Annotated in this window: 21 protein-coding genes; 15 read left to right on the forward strand and 6 right to left on the reverse strand. The window is 64.3% G+C overall.

The annotated features are described in order from the left end of the window. Nucleotides 1-131 precede the first annotated feature (131 nt). Nucleotides 132-1,799, forward strand: coding sequence for a DHA2 family efflux MFS transporter permease subunit (locus CXR00_RS02600; protein ID WP_104052903.1), 1,668 nt, complete (start codon nucleotides 132-134; stop codon nucleotides 1,797-1,799). A 13-nt stretch (nucleotides 1,800-1,812) separates the two neighbouring features. On the opposite strand, the gene CXR00_RS02605 is transcribed toward CXR00_RS02600, so the two are convergent. Continuing rightward, nucleotides 1,813-3,168: a GAF domain-containing protein gene (locus tag CXR00_RS02605; protein ID WP_104052904.1), complete on the reverse strand. Its 1,356-nt coding sequence runs from the start codon at nucleotides 3,166-3,168 to the stop codon at nucleotides 1,813-1,815. 142 nt (nucleotides 3,169-3,310) lie between these two features. Further along, nucleotides 3,311-4,732 (reverse strand): FAD-dependent oxidoreductase, encoded by a 1,422-nt coding sequence (locus CXR00_RS02610; RefSeq protein WP_104052905.1) that lies wholly within the window; start codon nucleotides 4,730-4,732, stop codon nucleotides 3,311-3,313. 362 nt (nucleotides 4,733-5,094) lie between these two features. Here CXR00_RS02610 and rarD point away from each other — a divergent pair, with 362 nt between their 5' ends. After that, nucleotides 5,095-5,982 carry an EamA family transporter RarD gene (gene rarD / locus CXR00_RS02615; RefSeq protein WP_258059924.1) on the forward strand — a complete coding sequence of 296 codons (888 nt, stop codon included), beginning with the start codon at nucleotides 5,095-5,097 and terminating at the stop codon, nucleotides 5,980-5,982. An 80-nt stretch (nucleotides 5,983-6,062) separates the two neighbouring features. On the opposite strand, the gene CXR00_RS02620 is transcribed toward rarD, so the two are convergent. The 3 genes from CXR00_RS02620 to CXR00_RS02630 all read right to left on the reverse strand — a co-directional run bounded on the left by CXR00_RS02620 (nucleotide 6,063) and on the right by CXR00_RS02630 (nucleotide 10,889). Beyond that, a complete protein-coding gene (locus CXR00_RS02620) occupies nucleotides 6,063-7,730 on the reverse strand; it encodes a CAP domain-containing protein (RefSeq protein ID WP_104052907.1) in 1,668 nt (555 codons plus the stop codon). 307 nt (nucleotides 7,731-8,037) lie between these two features. After that, a complete protein-coding gene (gene gabT, locus CXR00_RS02625) occupies nucleotides 8,038-9,393 on the reverse strand; it encodes a 4-aminobutyrate--2-oxoglutarate transaminase (RefSeq protein ID WP_104052908.1) in 1,356 nt (451 codons plus the stop codon). 65 nt (nucleotides 9,394-9,458) lie between these two features. Continuing rightward, nucleotides 9,459-10,889 (reverse strand): gamma-aminobutyraldehyde dehydrogenase, encoded by a 1,431-nt coding sequence (locus tag CXR00_RS02630; protein WP_104052910.1) that lies wholly within the window; start codon nucleotides 10,887-10,889, stop codon nucleotides 9,459-9,461. 160 nt (nucleotides 10,890-11,049) lie between these two features. On the opposite strand from CXR00_RS02630, the gene CXR00_RS02635 reads away from it, so the two are divergent. The 11 genes from CXR00_RS02635 (at nucleotide 11,050) to katG (ending at nucleotide 23,150) form a co-directional block, all read left to right on the forward strand. Further along, entirely contained in the window at nucleotides 11,050-12,474 is a 1,425-nt protein-coding gene (locus CXR00_RS02635) for a PucR family transcriptional regulator (protein WP_104052912.1), read from the forward strand. A 125-nt stretch (nucleotides 12,475-12,599) separates the two neighbouring features. Next, nucleotides 12,600-14,552, forward strand: coding sequence for a M13 family metallopeptidase (locus CXR00_RS02640; protein WP_104052914.1), 1,953 nt, complete (start codon nucleotides 12,600-12,602; stop codon nucleotides 14,550-14,552). Nucleotides 14,553-14,833: 281 nt separating this feature from the next. Further along, nucleotides 14,834-15,310 (forward strand): MSMEG_3727 family PQQ-associated protein, encoded by a 477-nt coding sequence (locus CXR00_RS02645; protein ID WP_207347831.1) that lies wholly within the window; start codon nucleotides 14,834-14,836, stop codon nucleotides 15,308-15,310. Between the two features lie 15 nt (nucleotides 15,311-15,325). Beyond that, a complete protein-coding gene (locus CXR00_RS02650) occupies nucleotides 15,326-17,011 on the forward strand; it encodes a PQQ-dependent dehydrogenase, methanol/ethanol family (protein WP_104052916.1) in 1,686 nt (561 codons plus the stop codon). Nucleotides 17,012-17,067: 56 nt separating this feature from the next. Beyond that, nucleotides 17,068-17,163 (forward strand): pyrroloquinoline quinone precursor peptide PqqA, encoded by a 96-nt coding sequence (gene pqqA, locus CXR00_RS02655; RefSeq protein WP_104052918.1) that lies wholly within the window; start codon nucleotides 17,068-17,070, stop codon nucleotides 17,161-17,163. Between the two features lie 74 nt (nucleotides 17,164-17,237). Beyond that, nucleotides 17,238-18,131 (forward strand): pyrroloquinoline quinone biosynthesis protein PqqB, encoded by an 894-nt coding sequence (gene pqqB / locus CXR00_RS02660; protein WP_104052920.1) that lies wholly within the window; start codon nucleotides 17,238-17,240, stop codon nucleotides 18,129-18,131. A 9-nt stretch (nucleotides 18,132-18,140) separates the two neighbouring features. After that, nucleotides 18,141-18,833 carry a pyrroloquinoline-quinone synthase PqqC gene (gene pqqC / locus CXR00_RS02665; RefSeq protein ID WP_181032456.1) on the forward strand — a complete coding sequence of 231 codons (693 nt, stop codon included), beginning with the start codon at nucleotides 18,141-18,143 and terminating at the stop codon, nucleotides 18,831-18,833. After that, nucleotides 18,820-19,098 carry a pyrroloquinoline quinone biosynthesis peptide chaperone PqqD gene (gene pqqD, locus CXR00_RS02670; protein ID WP_104052924.1) on the forward strand — a complete coding sequence of 93 codons (279 nt, stop codon included), beginning with the start codon at nucleotides 18,820-18,822 and terminating at the stop codon, nucleotides 19,096-19,098. The genes pqqC and pqqD overlap by 14 nt, the downstream gene beginning before the upstream one ends. After that, nucleotides 19,091-20,266: a pyrroloquinoline quinone biosynthesis protein PqqE gene (gene pqqE / locus CXR00_RS02675; protein WP_104052926.1), complete on the forward strand. Its 1,176-nt coding sequence runs from the start codon at nucleotides 19,091-19,093 to the stop codon at nucleotides 20,264-20,266. Before pqqD ends, pqqE begins: the two co-directional genes overlap by 8 nt. Before the next feature lie 486 nt (nucleotides 20,267-20,752). Further along, entirely contained in the window at nucleotides 20,753-20,848 is a 96-nt protein-coding gene (gene pqqA, locus CXR00_RS02685) for a pyrroloquinoline quinone precursor peptide PqqA (RefSeq protein WP_104052918.1), read from the forward strand. 61 nt (nucleotides 20,849-20,909) lie between these two features. After that, entirely contained in the window at nucleotides 20,910-23,150 is a 2,241-nt protein-coding gene (gene katG / locus CXR00_RS02690) for a catalase/peroxidase HPI (protein WP_104052931.1), read from the forward strand. A 65-nt stretch (nucleotides 23,151-23,215) separates the two neighbouring features. On the opposite strand, the gene CXR00_RS02695 is transcribed toward katG, so the two are convergent. Then, complete coding sequence (locus CXR00_RS02695; RefSeq protein WP_104052933.1) at nucleotides 23,216-23,614, reverse strand: heme-binding protein; 399 nt, start codon at nucleotides 23,612-23,614, stop codon at nucleotides 23,216-23,218. Nucleotides 23,615-23,828: 214 nt separating this feature from the next. Between CXR00_RS02695 and CXR00_RS02700 the strand changes: the two genes are divergently transcribed. After that, nucleotides 23,829-24,443, forward strand: coding sequence for a Chromate resistance protein ChrB (locus CXR00_RS02700; RefSeq protein ID WP_258060294.1), 615 nt, complete (start codon nucleotides 23,829-23,831; stop codon nucleotides 24,441-24,443). Continuing rightward, a complete protein-coding gene (locus tag CXR00_RS02705; RefSeq protein ID WP_104052936.1) occupies nucleotides 24,440-25,657 on the forward strand; it encodes an MFS transporter in 1,218 nt (405 codons plus the stop codon). Before CXR00_RS02700 ends, CXR00_RS02705 begins: the two co-directional genes overlap by 4 nt. Nucleotides 25,658-25,759 lie beyond the last annotated feature (102 nt).

Consider the following 25,759-nt stretch of genomic DNA (forward strand, 5'->3'; position numbering starts at 1 on the left):
TGGCATGAGCGTAGACCCGGCTACGTTGCATCTACGTAGCGCCAGGGATGGTGCAGCGCCTGCACCGGCATTATTGTTGCCGTGGGCAATTTTCCGGACCTGCCCCCGGACGGACCTGACAAGGACGGCACATGGCTATCGAACGCAGTACCGACGGCGGGGCACCGGGCACCAGCCGTTACATCCGTTACCGGTGGTGGGGCCTGCTGGCCATCAGCCTCGGTGTGGCCATGATTATCATGGACGCCACCATCGTGTCGGTGGCCGTGCCCTCAATCGTTGGTGATCTGGGCATCTCCAGCACCCAGATCCAGTGGGTCCAGGAAATCTACACCCTGCTGTTCGCTGCCCTGCTCCTCACCTGGGGCCGGATCGCGGACCGGGTGGGACGACGGCGGGTGATGCTGGTCGGCGTCGTCCTGTTTGTTGCCGCGAGCATACTGTGCGCCCTCGCCGAGTCCGGCGGTGTACTGATCCTGGGGCGCGCCATCCAGGGGTTGGGCGGATCGATGATCCTGCCGACCACCCTGGCCCTGTTGAACGCCAATTTCCAGGGACGCGAACGCGGCATCGCCTTTGCCGTCTGGGGATCAACGATCGGCGGCATGGCGGCCATTGGCCCGCTGCTGGGCGGGTGGCTCACCGAGAATGCCAGCTGGCGCTGGGCTTTTGGCATCAACATCCCGGTTGGCGTGCTGATTGTGGGCGGTCTGCTGCTGTTTGTCGCGGAGTCGTCCGAACCCGTGGTCGGCGCCGCACAGCGCTTGGACCTGGGCGGAGCCGCCCTGTCGATTATCGGCTTCGGGGCACTGGTGTTCGGCCTGATCGAAGGCCGCACCTACGGCTGGTGGAATGCGTCCGAGGACGCTGCGTTCCAGGTGGGGAACCTCTCCCCTGTTCCCCTGGCTTTCCTGCTCGCTGTATTGGCCCTGACGTGTTTTGTGCTGCTGCAGCGCTCGCGGACGGCTGCGGGGAAGGGCGTGATCCTGGATCTGTCGCTTTTCCGGATCCCGTCCTTCGCCAACGGCAACGTCACCGCGCTTATTGTCAGCTTCGGCGAGTTTGGGCTGATCCTTTCGCTGCCGCTGTGGTTCCAGAATGTGCTGGGCTTTACCGCTTTCCAAGCCGGCCTGGCCCTGCTGCCGCTGGCCGCGGGATCTTTCCTCGCCAGCGGAGGCGTTGCGGCGCTGGCACGGAGGTTCAGCCCCATCCTGGTGGTCCGGATGGGACTGGGCCTGGAAATCCTGAGCATTGCCGCCCTGGCCCTGCTGATCCGGCCCGACAGCACAGCCTGGCTGACCTCGCCCATCCTGCTGGTTTACGGCATTGGCGTGGGACTGGCCACCGCCCAACTCACCTCAGTGGTCCTTGCCGAAGTTCCCATCGCCAAGAGCGGACAGGGCTCGGCTACCCAGAGCACCGCGCGGCAGACCGGATCCGCGCTGGGCATCGCCGTGCTGGGAACGGCCTTCTTCACCACCCTGCGCACCGGCACCGAGGACCGGGTGGCGGACGCCGTCGCCGGCAACCCCCAGTTGGGTGCTGTGGTGGATTCCGTCAATGCAACCTCAGGCGGCAGCATCTCCGCACTGGCAGCGGATCCGCAGACCGCTTTCATCGCGGACGCCGCTCGGGAAGCCATGACCAACGGGGCGTCCCTGGCTGGCTGGATCGCCGCTGCCGCACTGCTGATTGGCTTCCTCACCAGCCTGCGCATCAAGCCGGTTATCGGGCCGCAGGCCGGTGAGCCGGCCGGTGTGCGGGCTCCGGAAGAGGGGCCCGGCGCAAGTTCTCCGTAGCCGCTGTCCCGGGTCAGCCCAGGTCCCGCTCAATACGCTGGAGGCCGGCCACTATCGAGGCTTTCCGCGGGGAGCGCGCAGGAAGCAGCTGCAGGGCGCGGGACCAGGCCTCGGCGTCGTCCCTGCCCTCCGGCAACGCCAGGTACGCGAGCAGCGAATCCGGGCCGGCGTCCGAGAGCATCGCCTCGCGCAGCACCATGCTTACCTCGCTGCGCAGAGCGGTAATGGCCGGGGCATCCGAGCGCGGCAGGACCGGCCCCCGGTACAGTCCCAGCGCCAGCCGATAGGCGCCATTCTCCAGGTATCCGAGCACCTGTTTGGCATCAATGACCACCCCGCGCGGAAGCCGGTACGGACGGGACTGCGGTACCAGGGCAGGCTCCGGCGCACCTTGGCTGTGCTTTCCCAGCAGATTCCGCAGCCGCAGCATTTCAGCACGGACGGTGCTCACGGAGGTGCGCTCCGGATAGACCATGACGGAAAGTTCATCGGCGGTGAGCCCGCCCGGGTGCAGGGCAAGGAGAGTGAGCAGCTCAGCGTGCCGGGTGCTGAGCGTCGCGGGATGTCCGCCGACGTTGACCACTGCCGGATCACGGCCCAGAACCTGCAGGCTGTCCTGCCGAAGGAGGGTCCGGTGTGCTGAGCGCGGCGAGGCATCCGGCAGGCGCGGACGGCGGCGCAGGTTGCGGCGGCGGCCGGCCTCCTGCAGACGCTCCACCTTCAACTGGGACTCCGCTGCCGCCACGGTGGCTTCAACCAGCGCCAGGGTGTGGGCTGCCACGGCTTCGTCTTTCCCGGTGATGTCCACGACGCCGATGAGGGTCCCCGTATCCGGATCGTGGACGGGCACCGCGGTGCAGCTCCACGAATGGACCTGGCGGCTGAAGTGCTCAGCCCCGGAAATCTGAACGCTCTGGCCCGAGGCAAGCGCGGTTCCCGGGGCGCTGGTTCCAATCGAACGCTCCGACCAGTCCGTGCCGGGGATAAACAGCATTCCTTCCGCGAGCCGGCGTGCGTCGTCGTCGCCCTCCACCCACAGCAGCCGCCCCAGTTCATCTCCCACGGCCACGAGGAGCCCGGTATCGGTGCCCGGGCGGACCAGCAGCCGCCTGATGACCGGCATGATGGCTGCCAGGGGATGCGAGGTGCGGTACTCCCCCAGCTCGGAGCCGGTAAACACCAGCTGTGGAACGGCCTCGTCCGGGTCTGTGTGGTGGCGCAGGGACCGCTGCCAGGATTCACGGACCGGGGGCCGGAGCCAGCGCGTCAAACCGTCCGCAGAACCAAGGTTTTCGTGAGCGCGGAAGGCATCGCGCTGCAGGGCGTCCGCAGTGCGCGGAGGCGGATCATCGTAGTCCTGGTTGTGCACTGCCCCGACCTATCCACACCGATAAGGAGACTGTCCTGGCACCCGCAACTGCGGGTGTCAGGACAGTCTACTCATGCCGCTTCCGTCCGTTCCATGGGAAAGGGCCGAAGCTTCGGTGTTATCCGGGCGTGCCGACGGCGGGTTACTGTCCGCGGGCGATCCGGACCATCTCGTCACGGTCCACAACCTTGACGCGCTCGCGCACCAGCTCGCCCGTGGCGGGATCGGGATGGACGTAGGACGCGCCGAGGCTCTTTTCGTAGGCGTCCAGCTTCAGCCAGCCCTCCCACGTGGTGTATTCCACGCCGCGGTCTTCGAGCAGCTTGATGATGGATTCCTCGTCCGGTTCCTCGGCGGCCGGCAGGTTCAGCCGGTCTTCCAGCAGGAAGCCGATGGTTTCCAGCGCGTCACCCTTGGTGTGTCCGATCAGGCCAACGGGGCCGCGCTTGATCCAGCCGGTGGTGTAGATGCCGGGAACGGGGGTGCCGGCTTCGTCAATGACCCTTCCGCCCTCGTTCGGGATGACGCCGCGCCGGGAGTCAAAGCCCACCTCCGGCAGTTCGGACCCGAAGTAGCCGATCGCCCGGTAGACCGCCTGGACCGGGTAGTCGACGATTTCTCCGGTGCCGCGGGCGTTGCCCGTTCCGTCCAGTTCATTGCGTTCGAACTTCATGCCGGCCACCTTGCCGGGGTTGGCGGGGTCCTCGTAGATCTCCACCGGGCTGTGCAGGAAGTGCAGGTGCAGGCGGCGGGAGGCACCGGAGTCCTGTTCCTCAACCAGCCAGTTGGTCAGCGTGTTGACCATGGTTTTGGTCTGGTTGTTGGTGCGGATCTGCTCGTCCGAGCCTTCGTCGAACTCGAAGTCCTCCGGGTAGAGCACAATGTCAACGTCACGGGAGTGCGAGAGTTCGCGCAGTTCCAGCGGCGTGAACTTCACCTGTGCCGGACCGCGGCGGCCGAAGATGTGGACGTCCGTGACGGGGGACTTTTTCAGGCCCTCATAGACATTGTCCGGAATCTCGGTGGTCAGCAGGTCATCGGCGTGCTTGGACAGGATGCGGGCAACGTCCAGGGCCACGTTGCCGTTGCCGATGACGGCAACTTCCTTGGCGTCCAGCGGCCATTCCCGCGGCACGTCCGGATGTCCGTCATACCAGGACACGAAGTCGGCACCGCCGAAGGAGCCCTCGAGCTCTACGCCGGGGATGCTCATGTCCGCGTCCTTGATGGCGCCGGTGGCGAAAATGATGGCGTCGTAGAAATGCCGGAAGTCGGTAAGGGTCAGATCCTTGCCGTAGTGCACGTTTCCCAGGAACCGGATGTCACCACGATCCATGACTTTGTGCAGGGCGTTGACGATGCCCTTGATCCGGGGATGGTCCGGAGCCACGCCGTAGCGGATCAGGCCGTAGGGCGCGGGGTATTTGTCGAAGAGGTCAATGCTGACCTCGAAGTCCCGTTCAGCTTTGGTGAGGATATCTGCGGCATAAACACCGGCGGGGCCAGCGCCGATGATGGCGACTCGCATGGGGCGCTGCGACCGGTCCGCGGCTGAATTAGACACTGATAGTCCTTCGTCTCGGGGAGAAATCCTGTGCGGAATAACGCACAGTTTCCTATTCTAAATGCCGCGTACGACGGCGTCTAAACGGTTCGGTGCGAACGTCCCCGCGGATGGGCGGGGGACGCGTTTGCAGTCCTGGCCACCGGCTGCGCTGCGGCGGGAATACCCGGCGGTCTCAGCATGTTGTGGCTCACGTGTCTTCTTCGAACGGAACCGGCGCCGAGCGCTCCGCATCCTTGTCCGCCTCCGCCACCTCTCCCGCGTCCGCGCCCGCCCGTTCCGCCCCGCAGCAGCCGGCGGCGCAGGCGTCGCCGCCGCCGTCCGGGGCGTCGTCCGGCAGACGCAGCGAAAACTCCACGGGCATCCTGTTTGGGGTCGGTGCGTATGTGCTGTGGGGACTGCTGCCCCTGTACTTTGTCCTGCTGGTTCCGGCGGGAGCGGTGGAGATTGTTGCCTCCAGAATCGTCTTCTCCCTGGTGTTCTGCGCTGCGCTGCTCACCACCCTGCGCTCGTGGAAGGCCACGGCCGCAGCCGCAAGGAACCCGAGATTGGTGGCCACGCTGAGCGGAGCCGCCGTACTCATTGCCGTTAACTGGCTCACTTATGCGTGGGCCGTCCTGAATGAACACGCGGTGGAGGCCGCCCTGGGGTACTTCATCAACCCTCTGGTCTCCGTGCTCCTGGGCGTGGTGATCCTCAAGGAAAAACTCAGGCCGCTGCAGTGGGTGGCTATGGCGGTGGGGTTTGTTGCCGTGCTGGTACTGACGTTCGCCTACGGCACTGTGCCCTGGGTGGCGCTTGCCCTCGCCTTCAGCTTTGGCCTGTACGGGCTGGTGAAGAAGGGCGTGGGTGGAAAGGTTGATGCAATCTCCAGCCTGACCATTGAGACCGCCGCTCTGACGCCAATCGCCGTCGGCGTCCTGATCTGGCTCTCGATTAGCGGAACGTCCACCATCCTCAGCAACGGCGCCGCTCACTTCTGGCTGCTCGCCGCTTCCGGCATCATTACGGCTGTTCCGCTGATCTTTTTCGGCGCCGCCGCCCGGCGCCTTCCGCTCTCAACTGTGGGCATGCTGCAGTACCTGGCGCCCACCCTGCAGTTCATTATTGCTCTGGCGGTCTTCAAGGAAACCATGCCGCCGGAGCGCTGGGCAGGTTTCGGACTGATCTGGCTGGCGCTGGTGATCCTGACCGTGGACATGATGGGCGGTCCCCGACGGAACCGGCTGCTCCGCGCCGCCGGGGTCTGAGCAGGAGCAACGACTCAAAAAGAAAACAGCCCCCGCTGTCCGAAAGGACGGCGGGGGCTGTTTTGGTCTGCGTGAAGCGTTTAGCGGACCGAAGCTGCGCGCTGGCGCTGGAGTGCCACCAGGGCGGCACCACCGGTCAGCGCCATCAGGGCGCCGATCCCGCCGATGGCCAGCTGCGCGGCATTCAGGCCGGTTGCGGCCAGCTCCGCTGTCCCGTCAGCTGCAGCCGGAACCGGCTGCGCTGCCAGGACGGTGACAGCCTGCTCAACCGTGAAGGTTGTCCAGCCTGCAAGGGCTCCGTTCCGGAACAGAGCCACCTTGTGCTCACCTGCTGCCAGAACGGCCGGAACAGCCACAGCCAGTGATCCCTGGGTGTCTGCAGTAACCTCACCCAGATTGACGCCTGCGGACGGCAGCACCACTTCGTAGGCGGTTCCGCCGTTCAGGCCCGAGATGCGCAGCTGGCTGCCGGATGCAGCAGCGGTGACCGTTCCCCGCGCGGCTTCGGTGAGGAGCGTGTCCTGCCCCAGCGTCACCTGTTCAACAGTGGCGACCCCGGCCGCAGCCTTGGCCTTGGCCTGCTCGGCTGCACGGCGTGCTTCTTCTTCCGCAGCAGCTTGCGCTGCGGCAGCCGTCTGGGCTGCTTCCTTAGCTGCGGCCTCATTAGCTGCTTCCTGGGCGGCAGCTTCCTGTGCGGCGGCCTCGGCAGCTGCGGCTTCCTGGGCAAGGGCCTCGTCAGCGGCGGCCTGCTCTTCAGCAGCCTTCTGAGCAGCGGCGTCCTCAGCAGCCTTCTGAGCGGCGGCCTCCTGCGCGGCCTTATTTGCAGCAGCGGCTTCCTCGGCGGCCTTATTTGCAGCAGCAGCTTCCTCGGCGGCCTTCTGAGCGGCGGCTTCTTCAGCGGCCTTCTTGACAGAGGCCTCTTCAGCAGCCTTCTGAGCAGCGGTCTCTTCAGCGGCCTTGTCCTCCACCGGGGCGGTGTCAGGCTTAGCAGCTGCCGCTTCTTCGGCGGCCTTCTTGGCAGCGGCTTCTTCGGCCGCAGCCTTGGCGGCGGCTTCCGCAGCTGCCTTGGCAGCCTCGGCCTCGCGGGCGGCGTTGGCGGCAGCCTCTTCGGCGGCAGCGCGGGCAGCAGCTTCAGCGGCGGCCTTTTCCTCGGCGGCGCGGGCGGCGGCCTCCTGTGCCGCTGCCTCTTCGGCAGCAGCGCGGGCAGCAGCTTCAGCAGCTGCCTTTTCCTCGGCGGCGCGCGCGGCGGCCTCACGGGCTGCTGCTTCGTCCTGCGGCGAGACCGCGTACTGGCCGAACTTCGCAGTGGCGAGGTAGGCGCCCTGGTTCGGACCGGCAGTCAGCTGGACTGCTCCGATTCCAATATCCGTGTCAGCGGCACGGAGCATGTTGGCGCGGTGCGCCGGCGAATTGACCCACCAGCTAAAAGCCTGGTCGGCGCTCATGTTCCAGACGATGTTCTCGGGGAACGCATAGGATCCCGGGCTGTGCTGGAAGACGCCGGCTCCGTAGATGTTGGCCTGGTCGGCCGACTGCTGTGTCCAGGACTGCGACTCGGCAGACATCTGGTCATTCCAGCGCAGCGGGGCCAGCGCATGCTGTGCCCGGTAATCATTAATCAAGACGTACAGGCGGTTGGCGAACTGAGCGTCCGCGGAGCTTGCCGCTGCGGACGGGATCGAGATCAACGCCGTCATGAGTGCGATGGCGAGCGCCGTGAAGACGCCCACAAGTTTCTTAAAGCGCAAAGTGCATCCTTATGCCTCGGGACCCGGTGAAACACCGGTGCCGGCCGTGCGCAGACTCCCCAGAAGACTGCGGTGCCCGGTAAAAACGTCACGGGGCAACGATGTGAATTTACCGCAGGCACCACCAATAGACAACAGGCCCTCTAATAACATCAGTAACACCAATAACAAATAGGACACGCTGAACCCTGTAACGGCTGTCAGAACCGGGCTTGCCGGAGGGTGGCCCGGGACGCAAAAAGATGCGCCGGGCTCTTCGCAGAGTCCGGCGCATCTCCAGCACCGTGAGGGCATGTAGGCCCAGCAGCTAAAGCTGTGCGCGCACCGCCGCTTCCAACACGTCGAGGGCGTCCGACAGCAGCTCTTCCCCAATCACCAGCGGCGGCAGCAGGCGCACCACGTTGCCGTAGGTGCCGCAGGTGAGGATGATGACGCCTTCAGCCAGACACGCCGCGGCGATGGCTTTGGTGATGTCAGCATCAGGGGTTTTGGTGCCGGGCTTGACGAATTCCAGCGCCAGCATGGCACCGCGGCCGCGGACCTCGCCGATAACGCCGGTGTCTTCAGCGAGCTGCTGCAGCCGCGGAACCGCCAGCTCCTCGATCCGGCGGGCGCGCCCGGAAAGATCGAAGGCTTCCATAGTCTCGATTGCTGCCAAGGCCGCAGCGCACGCGACGGGGTTGCCGCCGTAGGTGCCGCCCAGACCGCCGGCGTGGACGGCGTCGAGCAGTTCGGCGCGGCCGGTGACGGCCGAGAGCGGCATGCCGCCGGCAATTCCCTTGGCCATGGTCATGATGTCCGGAATGACGCCCTCATGCTGCACGGCGAACCATTCGCCGGTACGGCAGAAGCCGGACTGGACCTCGTCCGCGATGAAGACAATTCCCTTGGACTTGGCCCACTCGGCCAGCCGCGGCAGGAAACCTTCCGCCGGAACAATGAAACCGCCCTCGCCCTGAATCGGCTCGATCAGGATGGCTGCCGTTTGGTCCGCGCCAATCTGCTTTTCGATGGCCAGGATGACCCGATCGGCTGCCTCGGCACCGGTGAGCTCCGCATTTTCCTCGCGGAACGGGTAGCTCATGGGCATCCGGTAGATCTCCGAGGCAAACGGCCCGAAGCCGGTTTTGTACGGCATGGCCTTGGCGGTCAGCGCCATGGTGAGGTTCGTGCGGCCGTGGTAGGCGTGGTCAAAGGCGACGACGGCGTCCCGGCCGGTGGCGGACCGGGCAATCTTGATGGCGTTCTCCACGGCCTCGGCGCCGGAGTTGAAGAGCACGGTTCGCTTCTCATGGTCCCCGGGGGTCACTTCGTGCAGCTTTTCGGCCAGCGCAATGTAACCCTCGTAGGGGGTCACCATGAAGCAGGTGTGAGTGAAATGCTCCACCTGCTGCTTCACCGCGTCGACGACGGCGGGATCCGACGCACCGACGCTGGTCACGGCAATGCCGGAACCCAGGTCAATGAAGGAGTTGCCGTCCACATCACGGACGATGCCGCCGTCGGCGTCGGAGACATACACCGGAACGGACGAGGCCACGCCCTTGGCAACCACCGCTGCCCGGCGGGCGTTCAGCTCGGTGGACCTGGGACCCGGGAAGGTCCCGTTGATGCTGCGCTTCTGCTCCAGCCGGTAGGCGGGTGAGAGGGCTTGGGTGCTCATGGGGTGTGCCTTTCAAACGGTGTTGCGGGGAGGTAGGTGCTGCGTTGCGGCAGCGGGAGTGAAGCCTAGGCGTCCAGCGCGGTCATGACGTGCTTGATCCGCGTGTAGTCCTCTACGCCGTACATGGAGAGGTCTTTGCCGTAGCCGGAGCTCTTGAACCCGCCGTGGGGCATTTCGGCCGTCAGCAGGATGTGCGTATTGATCCAGACGGCGCCGAAGTCAAGGTCGCGGGCCAGCCGCATGGCCCGGCCGTGGTTGGTGGTCCAGACGCTGGATGCCAGGGCGTATTCGACGTCGTTGGCCATTTCCACCGCCTCTTCCTCGGTGCGGAAACTCTGCACCGTGATGACGGGGCCGAAGGTTTCCTTCTGGACGATGTCATCATCCTGGCGGGCGCCGGTGATGACCGTCGGTTCAAAAAAGAACCCCTTGGCACCGGCACGCTTGCCGCCGGTGACAATGCTGCAGTGCTCCGGCAGGGCGTCGATGACGGCATTGACCGCGTTGAAGTGGTTGATGTTGTTCAGCGGTCCGAAGTAGTTCTCCTCGGAATCCTCGTGCCCGGTCTGCAGGGTTTTGGTGTGTTCCACCAGGGCGGCCACAAACTCGTCCTGGACAGAGTCCTCCACGAGTACGCGGGTGATGGCGGTGCAGTCCTGGCCTGCATTAAAGAAGGAGAACTCGGCCACGGCCCGGGCAGTCTTCTGCAGGTCCGCGTCAGCGAACACCACAGCCGGCGCCTTGCCGCCGAGTTCCAGGTGCGCACGCTTGAGTGTTTTGGCGGCGCCGGAAGCCACCGCGATGCCGGCGCGGACCGAACCGGTGATGGACACCAGGCCCGGCACGGGGTGCTCCACCATTGCGGCACCGGTTTCTCCGGTGCCCAGGACCACGTTCAGGACGCCGGGAGGGAAAATCTCCCCGGCGAGGCGGGCCAGAACGAGTGTGGATTCGGGCGTGGTGTCGGAGGGCTTGAGCACTACGGTGTTCCCCGCGGCGAGCGCCGGGCCGATCTTCCAGACGGCCATCAGCAGCGGGTAGTTCCAGGGGGCAACCTGGGCGACGACGCCGATAGGCTCTCGGCGGATGAATGAGGTGTGATCCTCCATGTACTCCCCCGCTGCCTTGCCCTCCAGCAGACGGGCAGCACCGGCAAAGAAGCGCAGCTGGTCCGCTCCCACGGCCACTTCCTCCGCGGCAATGACCGACCGCACCTGTCCGGTGTTGCGGTGTTGGGCGTCCACCAGTTCATCGGCATTGGCTTCCAGTGCGTCGGCCAGACGAAGGAGCATGAGCTGGCGTTCGGACGGAGTGGTCCGCTTCCAGGTCTTGAAGGCGGCCGCGGCGGCCTCCATGGCGGCGTCGACGTCGGCCTGATTGGACACCGGAGACGAGGCAACCACTTCGCCGTTGACCGGGTTGATGATTTCCAGCTGTTCGGTTCCCTGTGCCGGGACAAACTCTCCGTTGATGAAGTTCTGCAGCGTCTGGGCCATGGCTCGCACTGTCCTTTCGGGTGGAGGTAAGCCCGGACTCCGTTGCCCCGGACTTTCCTCTCAACCTATGCGGTGAAGACTTCGTTCCATAGGGACAAAACTACAACGGTCACCGTCTTGGTCTGTGCAGGCGACCAAAGCCCGCCCGTATAGTTGCTGCATGCCAATCCAACTGTCCGATCTCCTCGCCGCTCCCGGTCTCAACCTGCGCAAATGCGGCACTGCCGAGCTCACACCCGCGCCCCTCCAGTGGGTTGCGGTGACCGAACTTGAAGATCCGTTTCCCTTCCTGGGCGGCGGAGAGGTCGTATTGACGACGGGGCTGCGGCAACGCAGCGGAGCCGTGCAGCGCAGTTTCGTGGACAGCGTGCACCGGGCCGGAGCGCTGGCTATTGGTTTTGGCACCGGACTCAGCCACGCAAAGGTGCCGGCTGCCCTTCTCGAAGCGGCGGACCAGCGCGGCCTGTCCGTCTTCGAAGTTCCCTACGAGACCCCGTTCGTGGCCCTTGGCAAGATGGTGGCGGACGCATTGGCGGCTGATCACGTCACTCAGCTTCGCGATCTGCTCGCTGCACACCAGTCCCTGGCGGCAGCACTGCTGGGCGGGAAAGGCCTGCCCGGATTGCTGCAGGAACTCTCCGGGCTGCTGGACAGCCCGGTTGCCCTGTACCAGTACGGTGCGCGGCTGTTCACCACCGGTGCCCGCGCCGAGTCCGGGCCGCGCCGGCGAGTTCCCATCGCCACCGGCCTCCGGGACCGGTGCACCCTGATGATCGCTGAACCCTATCTCCGGTCGGACATTGTGGCCTACGCCCAAAGCCTGATCAGCGTCGAACTAAGCAACCAGGCCCGCCGGCGCACCCGCGAGCGCGCCGTGACCGGTCAGCTGCTGGCCGACGTCGTCGCGGGTCGGCTGACCGGCACCGACGCCTCGATGCGCCTGCAGGGGGCCGGCATCTCCATGACGGGGCGCAACGTGACTTTCCTGGTGGAAGCCGCTTCCGGCCAGGTGCGCTCGCTGCCGTCCCTTCCGCTGCCCGCGGAGTTCGACGGCGCTGCCACCGCCGTCGTCGACGACCGGCTGGTTGTCGTGGTTCCGCAGGGTTCCCGCCCCGAACTCGCCCGGATCCTTTCCGACTACCTCTACGGCAGCGGGCTCACCGCGAAGATCGGCATCGGCGGTTCCTACGCGGACCATGCCGGGCTGCGCTGGAGCTATTTCGAGGCCAAGGAAGCCCTCCAGCGGGGCCAGAGCCTCAACGAACCGGTTCGGCTGAGCCTCACCTCACTGCTGATGTCCGGCACCGACGTTCCGCTGGCCGATCTCGCCGCCGAAGCGCTGGACCCGGTGACGGACTTTGACGCCGCCCACGACGCAAACCTGCTGGAGACCCTGGATCATTACCTGGCCCTGAACGGATCCGTGGCTGCCGTGGCGGATGAGCTGGGACTGCACCGAAACACCGTGCGCTACCGCCTGGGGCAGATTACCGAACTGACCGGCTACGACCCCGCCGTCACCGCGGACCGGGTACATCTGTTCCTGGCACTGAATGTTCGCCGTCTCGGCCTCGGAGCGCCCTGAGGTGCGGGACACAAAACTTCTCCGCGTTATCTAGTACGGTGCAGGTATTCAAAGTGCAAACCACCATCACGTAGACGCCGCAACCTTAAGAGTGCCCGCTGCAGTGTCCACACGAGGAGCCACCAATGCCGCAGTCGGGGATCGATTTTTCCAGTGCTGACAACAGCGTCCGTCCCCAGGACGACCTCTACCAGCATGTCAACGGCGCGTGGCTCAACAGCACCGTAATCCCTGATGACAGGCCGCTGGAGGGCACGTTTACCGCCCTGCGTGACGGAGCTGAACTGGCAGTCAAGGCGATTATCGAAGAAGCCGCCGCCAAAGGAGAGTCCGCATCCGGCGTCGAGCAGCAAATCGGCGGCCTTTACTCCAGCTTCATGGACGTCGCTGCAGCCGACCAGCTGGGGTTGAAACCCCTGCAGGAACGTCTGGAACAAATCCGCGGCGTGCGCTCAATCGAAGAGTTCGCGGGCCTGCTTGGCCGGCTGTTCCGCTCCAACGTCCACGGTCTCTTTTCCATCTACCCCGACCCGGACGCGGGCAACCCGGAACGGGTCATCCTCCATCTCGGGCAGGGTGGCCTGGGGCTGCCGGATGAGTCCTATTACCGCCAGGACAAGTTTGCCCCTGTCGCAGCGGCCTACGGCGACTACGTTGCCAGGTTGTTCACCCTCGCTGACATCCCTGATGCCCAAGCCGCGGCGTCCCGCGTCGTCGAACTCGAAAGGGCCCTGGCCTCGTATCACTGGGACCGGGTCACCTTGCAGGATGCCCACAAGACCTACAACCTCAAGACAGCCGCTGAAGCCGCTGCTCTCTTTCCGCTGCTGGACACGTGGTTTGAAGCCGCCCGGGTGGAACCGGCCAAACGGGATGAGGTTATTGTCAGCACTCCGGACTTCTTCGCCGGTGCCGCCGGCTTGCTGGAGTCCGAGCATCTGGGCACTTGGAAGGAATGGCTGACGCTGCGGGCACTTAGCTCGGCCGCCCCCTACCTGTCCTCTGAATTTGTGGAGGCACATTTTGACTTCTACGGCACCACTCTCAGCGGGACACCCCAAAACAAGGAACGGTGGAAGCGCGGGGTGGCCGTCGTCGAAGCGAACCTGGGCGAGGCAGTGGGCCGGATCTACGTGGAGCGGCACTTCCCCGCCGGCCACAAAGCCCGGATGGAGTCCCTCGTTGCCAACTTGACCGAGGCCTACCGGGACAGCATCTCCTCCCTGGAGTGGATGGGCGAAGAAACGAAGGCTGAAGCACTGATGAAGCTGAAGGCCTTCCGTTCCAAGGTGGGGTTCCCGGAAAAATGGATCGACTACTCGGACATTGAGATCGATCCGCATGATCTTCTGGGCAATATCGAGCGGGCCCACAACGCGGACGTCGACCGGCATCTGGACGAGATCGGCAAACCGGTTGACCTCACCAAATGGCGCCTAACACCGCAGACGGTGAACGCCTACTACCACCGGACGCTCAACGAGATCGTCTTTCCCGCCGCCATCCTCCAGCCGCCCTTCTTCAACGCGGAAGCAGACGACGCCGTCAATTACGGAGGAATCGGAGCGGTGATCGGCCACGAAATCGGCCACGGATTCGATGACCAGGGTTCACAGTTCGATGGCAGCGGCGCGCTCCGGAATTGGTGGACTGACGAGGACCGGGCCGCGTTTGAAGCTTTGACGGCCAAGCTGGTGGCGCAGTACGACGCGCTCTCTCCGTATGCCGCACCAGGCCACAAGGTGAACGGAAAGCTGACCCTGGGCGAGAACATCGGCGACCTCGGTGGTCTGGCGATCGCTTATAAGGCCTACCTCCTCAGCTTGGGCGGAGCCGAACCGGAGGTGATTGACGGCGTCACGGGACAGCAGCGGTTCTTCATGTCATGGGCAGCCGTATGGCGCCAGGTAATCCGTTCCGAGGAAGCAATCCGGAGACTGGCGACGGATCCCCACTCTCCCAACGAGTTCCGCACAAACGCCATAGCCCGCAACCTCGACGCTTTCCATGAAGCATTCAAGGTCACCGCCTCCGACGGCATGTGGCTGGATCCGGAGCAACGCGTCAGCATCTGGTAACGCGCAGGTCCTTCTCGTCTTCACCCCCTCCCCCGGGCAGCATCGCGCGTGCACGCAGGGGAAAATGCGGGCCCTTGCGTTGCATCAGACGGCGGATTCGGTGTTGAGCGGTGCGTTCAGCCCCCTGAGCGGCGTAGTCCGGGGATCGGGCGGTTGTCCCTCGTTGTCCGGGTTTGGCGGGCATACGGTTACTCCCAACTGGCTCGTCTGAGCGAGTGCACTCTGAACATGCCTGCACTGCCGGAGTTCAGATGTGTCTTTTCACGAGGAGGTGAAGTCCTGTGGAGATTACTGAAGAAAACATCACCGAAGAACGATCCGCGATGTTGTCCAGGCTCGGTCTGGACGTACAGAACAAAGGAACCATGGGCCGGATTTTGGCCACCGGTTCCATCGCCGAGGCAACCGAACGCCCGGACGGCACGATGGAAGCCACCATTCGGATCAACGAAGACGAGATCTGCTGGGAACCGGCAATTCTGGTGCTTCCGCACGGCGGCGAACTTGACCTGACGGTCATCAACGATGACACAAACACGCATTCGTGCCTGCTGCCCAGTAACGGTGACCAGAAGTTTCTGTGGCTGGTGAACCATTCCAGGGGCCGGGCAACCCTGACCCTGGATGGGCCGGGCTACTACTGGTACAGCTCACCAGGAGGAAACGATGAGGGCCGCGGCCTGACCGCCGCCATCGTGGTGCGGGGCGAAGTGCCCCCGGAAGCCCGCCTCGACCGTCCCGACCAGCCCCGACCATAGGAAGGAACTGAACCAATGACTATTGAGTATTTGGACGCCGGTGAGGCAATCAGCCACGGTGCCCTCAGCGCCGTACCCGGTGTTGCACCGGCGGTTACGGACAACATTGACTACGAGCGTTTGCTGAGATCACGTGCGGAGTCGCATAACTGGATCACTTACTACGGCGCCTATGACGGGCAGCGGTACAGCCTGCTGGACCAGATCAACACGGAGACCGTAAAGCAGCTCACCCCGGCCTGGATCTTCCAGGCCGGGCAGTCGGGACAGATTGCCGGCGCCTCGACCTACGCTTTCGAGACCTGCCCGCTGATCGTGGACGGCGTCATGTACGTCACCGGATGGGACGGCTGGTTCTGGTGTCTGGATGCGGTGACGGGCAAGGAACTCTGGCGCTACAAGCATGCGGTGCCCTATGACGTTTCGCTGTGCTGCGGCAACGTCAACCGGGGTTGCGCAGTGGCAAACGGAAAAGTGTACTTCGTGACCCCGAACGCCCAGCTGGTGGCGTTGGATGCTGCCAACGGCCAGAAGGTGTGGCAGAAGACCATTGGTGACGTGCGTGCCGGTGAAAGCGCATCGCTGGCTCCGACAGTCATTAAGGACCTGCTCATCACCGGAAGCGCCGGCGGCGAGTTTGGCGTGCGCGGCCATATCGATGCGTGGGATCTGGAAACCGGCGAGCAGCGCTGGCGCACCTACACCGTGCCCAAGCCCGGCGAGCCGGGTTCGGAAACCTGGCCCGCTGACGGTGAGGCCTGGCAGCGCGGCGGGGCAAACCACTGGGTCACCGGAACGTATGACCCGGAGACGAACCTGTACTACGCGGGCACTGGAAACCCTGCCCCCGATTTCGACGGCGAAGTCCGCGAGGGAGACAACCTTTACACCGACAGCGTCGTTGCACTGGACGTCGACTCAGGTCAGATCAAGTGGCACTACCAGTTCACTCCGCACGATCTGTGGGATTACGACTCCACGATGGAAATGACCCTGTTCGAGCGCGACGGCAAGAAGCTGCTCGGGCATTTCGACAAGAACGGTTACTTCTTCGTCCTGGACCGTACCAACGGTGAACTGCAGAACGTCACCCCCTTCGTGGACCGCATCGACTGGGGTGTCATTACCCCGGACGGAAAGGTCACACCCCGGAAGTACCCGGACAAAGAGGGTGTTCCCGTTCACTTCTACCCCGGCCCGGCAGGCGCGAAGGAATGGACCCACGCGGCATACAGCCCGAAGACCGAGATGTTCTACGTGCCGGTCGCCGACGTGGGTGCCACCGCAACCCGGCGTCGCCGGGAGTTCAAGGAAAGCATGCCGTACTGGGGTGCCGGCGTTGCCGTGGACATCGACGACATGGCCGGCTCGGTCAGCGCGTTCGACACCCACGGCGAGGAAAAGTGGCGCTGGCGCATCGACTACCCCATGGCCGCCTCGGTTCTGGCCACCGCAGGGGACCTGGTCTTCGCAGGCACCCCGACCGGTGAGTTCGTCGCCCTGGATGCCCGGACCGGTGAGAAGTTGTGGGAATTCCAGTGCGGCAGCGGCCACCACGGCAGCTCCTCGACCTACAAAGTCGACGGCAAACAGTACGTCGTTGTCCCCGTCGGTTGGGGTGGATGGCTTGAAGGCATCATCCCCGGAATGCTCGGCGCCGGCCACGGCAGCGCGTTGATCGCGTTCGCCCTGCCCGACTGATCCCCGCCCATCAAGAACTGATCCCCGCCCTTTAGGAACAGAAAGGAAAAACAAACATGACCGCTAATAACGATCTGCAGAAGTGGGAAGCCCCCACCCTCGCGGAAATCCGCGTGTCGGCCGAGGTCACCGCCTACGTCGCCACGAAGTAATTCACATCAGGCGGGCCGCCGGGCGACACGGTCCGGCGGCCCGCCTGCCACCAGCGAAAAGGATGCCATCAACGATGTGGGCACGAGTACTCGGATCAGCCGCCGGCGGAGGATTCCCGCAATGGAACTGCGACTGTCCCCGATGCCGGGCAGTACGAGACGGCTCACGGCCCTGCGTCCCGCGCAGCCAATCGTCCATTGCGGTAAGCGCCGGCCGGCAACAATGGTTCCTGATTAACGCCTCGCCCGATATCCAGTTCCAAATAGAAGCCTTCGGGGCCCTGCACCCCGCAGACGGCAGTGTGACCCGGATGCAGTCCGTCCTGCTCACCGACGCCGAGCTTGACCACACACTCGGCCTGCTCCTGATGCGGGAAGGCCGCGGGCTCGAGATACACGCAACCGAGTCGGTGTATGAGACTCTCACCACCGGCACCGGGATACTGCGGACGCTCGAAGGTTACTGTCCCGTCACCTGGCGACCGGTGATGCCGGGCACCGAGATGATGCTGGGCGAAGGACTGTCCTACCGCGCCTTCGATGTCCCCACGACCAAACGGATGCGGTTCCCCGGGGCCGCGGAGAAAGGCCGGGTGGTGGGCTACCGCATCACCGATACCGCCAGTCAGCGAAGCCTGGTCTATCTCCCCGGCGTGCAGCAGATCACACCGGACGTCCTTGAGGAGCTGGCGGGCTCCTCCGCACTGCTGGTTGACGGCACCTGCTGGCGCGATGATGAGATGCCCGGCCTCGGCCTTGCCAGCAAGACATCGCGCGACATGGGACACATGCCCATAGACGGACCGGACGGCAGTCTCGAGCTGCTTGCACCCCTGCCCGTCGACCGCAAGATCTACATCCACATCAACAACACCAATCCCATCTTGATCGACGACTCCCCCGAACGCCTGTCCCTGGACAGGCGTGGCCTCGAGGTCGCCGTAGACGGCTTGGAACTGGAAATCTAAGGAGCAATGATGACGGCAGTACTCACCCCCGATGAACTCGAGGAAACGCTCCGCTCACACGCCAAGCAGTACCACAGCGAGCATCCGTTCCACCGTCGGATGAACGATGGCCAGTCCAGCCGTGAGGAGATCCGGGGGTGGGTGGCCAACCGCTTCTATTACCAGGTCAACATTCCCCGGAAGGACGGGGCGATCCTCAGCAGCTGCCCGGACAGTGATGTCCGGCGCCGCTGGGTCCAGCGGATCATCGACCACGACGGCGTCACTGAAGGAACCGGAGGAATCGAGTCCTGGCTGCGTTTGAGTGAGGCAGTCGGCCTGACCCGCGAGGAAGTGGAGGATTCACGGCATCTGCTCCCGGGCGTGCGGTTTGCCGTGGATGCCTACGTCACCTTCACCCGCACCCGGCCCTGGGTGGAGGCGGTGGCATCCTCCCTCACCGAATTGTTCGCACCCGATCTGATGGCCGAGCGGATCGCGGCATTCGAACGCGACTACACCTGGATTGCACCGGAGGGCCTGGCCTACTTCCGGTCCCGCCTCACCCAGGCCCCCCGCGATTCACAACACGGTCTTGAGATCGTCAGGAAGCACTGCACCACACCGGAAACGCAGGCAGCAGCGGTGGCGGCGCTGTCCTTCAAATGCGATGTGCTCTGGAGCATGCTGGACGCAATGGAACAGGCCTATGGAAATCGCTGACCTGAATGCCCGGCCGCGGTTGGCGCCGCACGTACGGATGGTTTTCAATGCCGCACGCGGGGAACACGCGTTATTGTCACCGGAATTGATTTGGGTCATCAACGCCACCGGAGCCGCCATCGTCGAGTTGTGCGATGCCAAACGGACTATCGCGGAAATCGCCGTCGAATTGCGCGGCCAGTTCGACCAAGTCGCTGAAGGCGACGTTCAACGCTTCGTGGCCGACCTCGTCACCAAGCACGGCATGGAGGTAGACCATGGATAACCCTTACGGACTGCTCGCAGAACTCACGTATTCCTGCCCGCTGCAGTGTTCCTACTGCTCCAACCCCCTTCAGCTCGATGATTATCGTGACGAGCTGAGTACCGAGGAGTGGAAAAGAGTATTCACCGAGGCCGCCGGCCTGGGCGTGCTCCAGCTGCATCTTTCGGGCGGTGAACCGCTGCAGCGCCGCGACATCGTCGATCTGGTGCAGCATGCCAACCAGCTGGGCCTGTACACAAACCTGATTACCAGCGGGCTCGGGCTGTCCACGCTTCGTGCCGAGCAACTCCGCAAGGCGGGCCTCGACCACGTGCAGCTCAGCATCCAAGCCGATGACCAAGCCCTGTCCGATCAGATAGCAGTGACTACCTCGTTCGAACGCAAGCAGGTAGCCGCAGGGCTCATCAAGTCACTGGGCTGGCCGCTCACCCTGAACGTTGTGTTGCACCGGCAGAACATCGACAGGATCGGGGGCATCCTCGATATGGCGGAGGCGATGCAAGCCGACCGGGTGGAACTGGCGAACACGCAGTATGCCGGCTGGGCAGGACCCAACCAGGCCGAGCTGCTGCCCACCAGGAACCAGTTGGAGGGTGCGGAGGCGGTGGTGCGGGCGGCCCGGGAGCGGATCGGGGATCGGATGGAGATCATCTATGTCATGCCCGACTACTACAGCATGTTTCCCAAGCCCTGCATGGACGGCTGGGCCAGCCGGCAATTTACCGTGGTGCCCAACGGCGAGGCGCTGCCATGCCCGGCAGCCCATGAGGTGGCCCGCGGCCTCGGCCTTCCCCCTGCCACAGTGCGCGAGCACTCACTCCAATGGATCTGGAATGAGGCACCACTGTTTCAGCAGTACCGCGGGACCGATTGGATGCCGGATCCGTGCCGAAGCTGTGACCGGAAGGAAATCGACTTCGGCGGCTGCCGCTGCCAGGCCTTTGCGCTCACCGGTGACGCTGCCCGGACTGACCCCGTCTGCCATCTGTCTCCCGATCACGGAATTGTCGAGGCGGCAGTGGAGGCAGCCAACGACCCGCTGCGGCCGCACAACGGACCGTTGATTCCCCGCGCGAAGGTGAGCCGCGCCAAGCGCGCTGCCACAGCGACGCAGGAAAGGCCGGCGCGAACTTCGCTGTCGCTGTCCCCCACCAGATTGAAGGATTAGAAATGGGACATCTGGAGATACGCTGCGTCGATGCGGACGGGGCGCGGTTCTGATGCCGGACACCGATGTCAGCGGCCGGAGAAACGACAGCAAGCGTCCGCCGTGCTACCAGTGCGGTGAGGCTTACACTCCGGAGGACGCGGACCGGCACCTGGAACCGGTCAATTGCACCCGGTGTCCGCGCTGCAAGATGATGCCCGCGTGCTACACGTGCCGAAACATGTACTGCAACTGTGAAGTGCACCAGCTCTGAAAACCTCGCAGGGCCATGCGTCTTGGTGTGATGCGGATTCGGAATAAGTGGTCTGTTCACTCCACTGAGCGGCGTGGTCCCGGGATCGGGCGGTTGCCCCTCGTTCTCAGCCTTGAGCGGGGCTACCGTGTCCAGTGGGAGACCAATGACGAAACCATGGCCGCAAACGGAGCAGCGGAACCGCCCGGCCCCTTTGATTCCTGCCCATCAATAAGGAGAAAGGAAACCAGAATATGACTGCTAACAACGATCTGCAGAAGTGGGAAGCCCCCACCCTCGCGGAAATCCGCGTGTCGGCCGAGGTAACCGCCTACGTCGCCACCAAGTAAGTGACACAGGCGTTCCACCGGGCCGCATGGCCCGGCGGAACGCCTGCCAAAAGGAGCAGCCATGTCGGGGAACCCGGACGCCTACGTCCACCGAACCTACGATCAGACCGTGAAAGCCCGGCGGCCGGCCACACGCCGGGGACTGCCGGTGGCGGAAAGCGGAAATCCGCAGGACGGCTCAACCCGGACGCTTCATTTGACGTCTCTGGCTCGACCCGGCCGTGCCGCCAATCCGTTGGACAAGGACTTCGACTATGCCACGGAATTCCGCTCCCTGAACCTCGACGATCTGGCACGCGATGTGGACGAGGTCTTGACGACGTCGCAGGACTGGTGGCCCGCCGACTTTGGGCACTATGGACCGCTTGTGCTGCGGATGGCCTGGCACAGCGCCGGCACCTACAGGGTTGGCGACGGACGGGGAGGCGCCGGTGCCGGGATGCAGCGTTTCGCCCCCTTGAACGGCTGGCCTGATAACCGCAACCTCGACAAGGCGCGGCGCCTCCTGTGGCCGGTCAAGAAGAAATACGGCAACAAGATCTCCTGGGCCGACCTGATGATTTTCGCAGGGAATCGTGCACTGGAGACGATGGGTTTCAAGACGTTCGGGTTTGGCGGGGGCCGTGAGGATGCATGGTCTGCCGACGAGACCTACTGGGGTCCGGAGTCACGGTGGCTCACCGACGAGCGGCACAGCGGCATCCGGGACCTGGACGAGCCCCTGGCTGCCAGCGAGATGGGACTGATCTACGTCGATCCGCAGGGACCTGCCACGGTGCCCGACCCTAAAGCTTCAGCGCGCGACATCCGTCAAACGTATGCCCGCATGGGGTTGAACGACGAGGAGACCGTCGCCCTGAACGCGGGCGGGCACACCTTCGGCAAGAGCCACGGCGTGGCCGATCCTGCCATCTATCTCGGAAAGCAACCCGATGCCGCACCGCTCGAGCAGCATGGCCTGGGCTGGGCCAACCACTTTGGAACCGGCAAGGGTGCCGATACCATCAGCAGCGGGCTTGAAGGGATCTGGACAGCCACCCCCATCACATGGGACAACAGCTTCCTGGAGACATTATTTGCCTATGAATGGGAAGTAGCACTCAGCCCCGCCGGGCTATGGCAGTGGATCCCCAAGGATGGCGGCGGTGCCGGCACCGTACCGGACGCCCATGACCCTTCCAAGACCCATGTTCCCACCATGCTCACCACGGATCTCGCGTTGCAGGCGGATCCGGCCTACGAAGCGATAGCGCGGCGATTCCTCGAGAATCCGGACCAGTTGGCTGATGCCTTCGCCCGGGCATGGTTCAAACTTACGCATATCGACATGGGGCCAACTCAGCGCTATCTGGGGTCGTGGGTCCCATCCGAACCCCTGATCTGGCAGGACCCGGTACCGGACGTGGACCATGACCTCGTTAGTGCCGGCGATATCACTGAGCTAAAGAACCGGCTGCTCGAGTCAGGGCTGACGGTAGGCCAACTTGTTTCAACCGCATGGGCTTCGGCCTCCACGTTCCGGGACAGCGACAAGCGCGGTGGAGCGAACGGCGCCCGCATCAGTCTCGAACCGCAGCGGAGCTGGGCTGTCAACGAGCCCGACGCCCTGGCAGCGATACTGGACGTACTTGGGAAAATCCGCGATCAGTTCAATGCTTCCCGACGCGGCGGCACGCAAATTTCCCTCGCCGACCTGATCGTGCTTGGAGGGTGCGCGGCAGTAGAACGTGCCGCGGCCGGAGCTGGTCATACCATCGAGGTCCCGTTCCAGCCCGGACGCACTGATGCGACACAGGAGTGGACCGATCCTGAACGATTCGCCGTGCTCGAACCTGCCGCCGACGCCTTCCGCAGTTACCCCGGCGACGGCAACGGGCCGCCGGCCGAGGTACTCCTCATCGAGCGTGCAGGCCAGCTGACGCTCAGCGCCCCGGAAATGGCGGTGCTGCTCGGCGGTCTGCACGTGATCGGCGCCAACTATGGAGGTTCCCGCCTCGGTGTGCTCACCTCAACGCCGGGCCTGCTGACAAACGACTTCTTCGTCAACATCCTTGATATGGACACTGTGTGGGTGCCGGTGGCGGACGATGCCACGCCTGAGATCACATACGAGGGCCGCGACCGCCACACGGGTGAACCTAAGTGGGCCGCAAGCCGCGTCGACCTCTTTTTTGCCAACAATTCCGAACTGCGTGCACTCTCTGAGGTCTATGCCAGCCAAGACGCGGAAAATAAATTTCTACGCGATTTCGTGTCCGCGTGGCACAAGGTCATGAACCTGGACCGGTTCGACCGCTGGTGATTTCGCAGCCGCGGTTCCGCCCTGCCCGCTGACGCAGGCAGGGCGGAACCGCGCAGGTGCCGGTGTCAGAGGGCTTTGACGCCTGCTTCTGCAACGTCCTGGTCCTGGTTGCCGGAACCGCCGCTGACGCCGATGGCGCCAACCACTTCCCCGTCACGGATGAGCGGGATGCCGCCGGCAAAGATCATGATCCGGCCGTTGTTGCTGGCAGCAATGCCGTAGAACTGCTGGTTGGGCTGGGAGTTCTCGGCCAGGTCCTTGGTTTGGATATCGAAGGCCCGGGAAGTGAAGGCCTTGTTGATGGAGATGTCGATGCCGCCAAGCCAGGCACCGTCCATCCGGACATGAGAGATGACGTTGCCACCGACGTCGACGACGGCGATGTTCATGGGCTGGCCTATCTCGGTGGCTTTGGCCTCGGCGGCGCTAATGATGTTACGGGCGTCCTCAAGAGTCAGTGCCATAACGTTCTCCTCGATCTAGTGGGCAGGCAGACGTCGTCGTTAATGCCAGCCCATTGAGTTGGAAATTCATGCCGCCGTCCGGGCGGCACTGGTTGGCAGGGTACGGGTTTGACGGTTGATTTGCCTGCGTAATTGACGGATTTTTTATGCGTTCCCGAGCATCCCGGCTTCCCCATTTCCTTGTGATGTAACAGGAGTTACACTTCGAAATGTGATGCAACATATCGACTGGGTCCTGATCCTGCCGCAGCTTCCTTCCGAACCCTCCCGGCACCGGGTCGCCGTATGGCGCCAGCTGCGCAAGGCGGGCGCCGTGCCGGTCTCACCCGGCGTTTGGGCACTCCCTGCCGGACCGGCGTTCCAATCGGAACTGGACCGCGCCGGAGAACTGTGCCGCAAGGGCGGCGGAACTTTGGCCGTTGTTGATGCAACGCCGCGGGACGAGGCCTCGGCCGCAATGATCCGGAATGCTTTCACTGCGGTGCGCATCGATGAATGGGCTGAGTTCACCGCTGACTGCGGCAAGTTCGAGGTGAAAATTGCCCGGGAAATCCAGAAGCGGAAGTTCACGTTCGCTGAGCTGGAGGAGGAAGAGCAGAGCCTGGATCGGCTGCGGCGCTGGTACCGGGACCTGAAAAGGCGGGACATACTGGAGCTGCCTGAGGCGAAGGCCGCCGACGTGCGGCTGCGTGCCTGTGCAGCCGCCTTGGAGGACTACGCAGAGCAGGTATATCAGGCCGTTCATGGTGCATCCGGAGACGGCGGCCGCCGCCTGGCCGAGCCGACACTGTTGGAGGCTCCGCAGGAACAGGCCGGTTCCCGCTCATGAACGCCCGGCAGAGGCGCAGCAAAGCCGCCGGGGCAACTCCTCCGGCGGTCCCGAAGCCCTCTGCCCGCATCCTGGCGCCCCTCTACGCCGCTGGATTCACCACGGCCTTCGGAGCCCACAGCATAGCTGCCGGGCTCGGTGCCGAAAGCGGCGGGATAGGAATGGGGATGCTCACCCTCGGTGTGCTCCTTGCCATTTACGACGTCGCCGAAGTGGTCATCAAGCCCGTCTTCGGTTACCTGAGCGACAGGATCGGCGCCAAGCCGATCATTGTGGCCGGGTTGTTCGGTTTCGCCCTCGCCTCTTTGTTGGGTACTACGTCGGCCACCCCCCTCATGCTTGGGCTTGCCCGGCTGGGGCAGGGCATAGCCGCAGCAGCCTTTTCCCCGGCGTCGTCAGCGGCTGTTGCCCGATTGGCCGGGACGGCCGCGGCGGGCAGCTACTTCGGCAAGTATGGTTCGTGGAAGGGCCTGGGCTACGTGCTCGGCCCCCTGCTGGGCGCCGTGCTTATCTGGGCCGGGGGCTTCCGCGCCCTGTTCCTGTCAATGGCCATTGCCTCAGCCGCGGCCGCTGTATGGGTTTGGATCGCCATGCCTGCGCTGCAGGTTCTCGCCCGCCCGCGCTACACCGTAACCGAACTGGTGCGCCAAAGCACCCGGCGTTCCTTCCTGGTGCCCACGCTGGCACTGGCAAGCACTACGGGAGCTCTCGGCGCGTCCGTCGGCTTCCTGCCGCTGCTGGGCAACAACCTGCACTTGAACCTGTTCGCGAGCATAGCCGTGGTGTCCCTCCTCGCCTTGTCTTCCGCCCTGATCCAGCCGCTGGTGGGCCGATTGTCGGATCAGGGCCGCATCACAGCCCCCGCCGGCATGGGTCTGGGCCTGGCCATGATCGCAGCTGGAGTTACGCTCCTTGCCCTGCTGCCGGTGCCGGTAACGCTGTACCTGGCCGCGGTGGTCATTGGCTGCGGCATTGGCATTACTACGCCTCTGGGATTCGCGTACCTTGCCGTCACCACCCCCGAAGAACGGATGGGCCGCACCATGGGCGCCGCGGAAATCGGCAGGGAAGTGGGAGAAATCGGCGGACCACTGATCGTAGGAGCAGTTGCAACCGCTGCGAGCGTGGCAGCGGGTCTTGGAATGCTGGGACTGATCGTGGCCGGCACATCCGTGCTGTGTCTTGCTTTCCTGCGCAACCATTCCCAACGCTGAATGCTGAATCCAATATTTTGGAAACCCCATATATTTTGGCCATATTCCGTTGCCAGAAGCGTTGCCGCACCATAGAGTCCGTTACCAATTGGACAGTCCGTG

Origin of the sequence: Arthrobacter sp. 9E16, from assembly GCF_002929435.1 — a bacterium.
Taxonomy (GTDB): domain Bacteria; phylum Actinomycetota; class Actinomycetes; order Actinomycetales; family Micrococcaceae; genus Arthrobacter_B; species Arthrobacter_B sunyaminii.

Bases quoted from the DNA above. Each gene is read 5' to 3' on its own strand.
- CXR00_RS02600 (WP_104052903.1), top strand. From the start codon at position 132: ATGGCTATCGAACGCAGTACCGACGGCGGGGCACCGGGCACCAGCCGT.
- gabT (WP_104052908.1), bottom strand. From the start codon at position 9,393: ATGAGCACCCAAGCCCTCTCACCCGCCTACCGGCTGGAGCAGAAGCGC.
- CXR00_RS02630 (WP_104052910.1), bottom strand. From the start codon at position 10,889: ATGGCCCAGACGCTGCAGAACTTCATCAACGGAGAGTTTGTCCCGGCA.
- CXR00_RS02635 (WP_104052912.1), top strand. From the start codon at position 11,050: ATGCCAATCCAACTGTCCGATCTCCTCGCCGCTCCCGGTCTCAACCTG.
- CXR00_RS02640 (WP_104052914.1), top strand. From the start codon at position 12,600: ATGCCGCAGTCGGGGATCGATTTTTCCAGTGCTGACAACAGCGTCCGT.
- CXR00_RS02650 (WP_104052916.1), top strand. From the start codon at position 15,326: ATGACTATTGAGTATTTGGACGCCGGTGAGGCAATCAGCCACGGTGCC.
- pqqA (WP_104052918.1), top strand. From the start codon at position 17,068: ATGACCGCTAATAACGATCTGCAGAAGTGGGAAGCCCCCACCCTCGCG.
- pqqB (WP_104052920.1), top strand. From the start codon at position 17,238: ATGTGGGCACGAGTACTCGGATCAGCCGCCGGCGGAGGATTCCCGCAA.
- pqqC (WP_181032456.1), top strand. From the start codon at position 18,141: ATGACGGCAGTACTCACCCCCGATGAACTCGAGGAAACGCTCCGCTCA.
- pqqD (WP_104052924.1), top strand. From the start codon at position 18,820: ATGGAAATCGCTGACCTGAATGCCCGGCCGCGGTTGGCGCCGCACGTA.
- pqqE (WP_104052926.1), top strand. From the start codon at position 19,091: ATGGATAACCCTTACGGACTGCTCGCAGAACTCACGTATTCCTGCCCG.
- pqqA (WP_104052918.1), top strand. From the start codon at position 20,753: ATGACTGCTAACAACGATCTGCAGAAGTGGGAAGCCCCCACCCTCGCG.
- katG (WP_104052931.1), top strand. From the start codon at position 20,910: ATGTCGGGGAACCCGGACGCCTACGTCCACCGAACCTACGATCAGACC.
- CXR00_RS02695 (WP_104052933.1), bottom strand. From the start codon at position 23,614: ATGGCACTGACTCTTGAGGACGCCCGTAACATCATTAGCGCCGCCGAG.
- CXR00_RS02700 (WP_258060294.1), top strand. From the start codon at position 23,829: ATGCAACATATCGACTGGGTCCTGATCCTGCCGCAGCTTCCTTCCGAA.
- CXR00_RS02705 (WP_104052936.1), top strand. From the start codon at position 24,440: ATGAACGCCCGGCAGAGGCGCAGCAAAGCCGCCGGGGCAACTCCTCCG.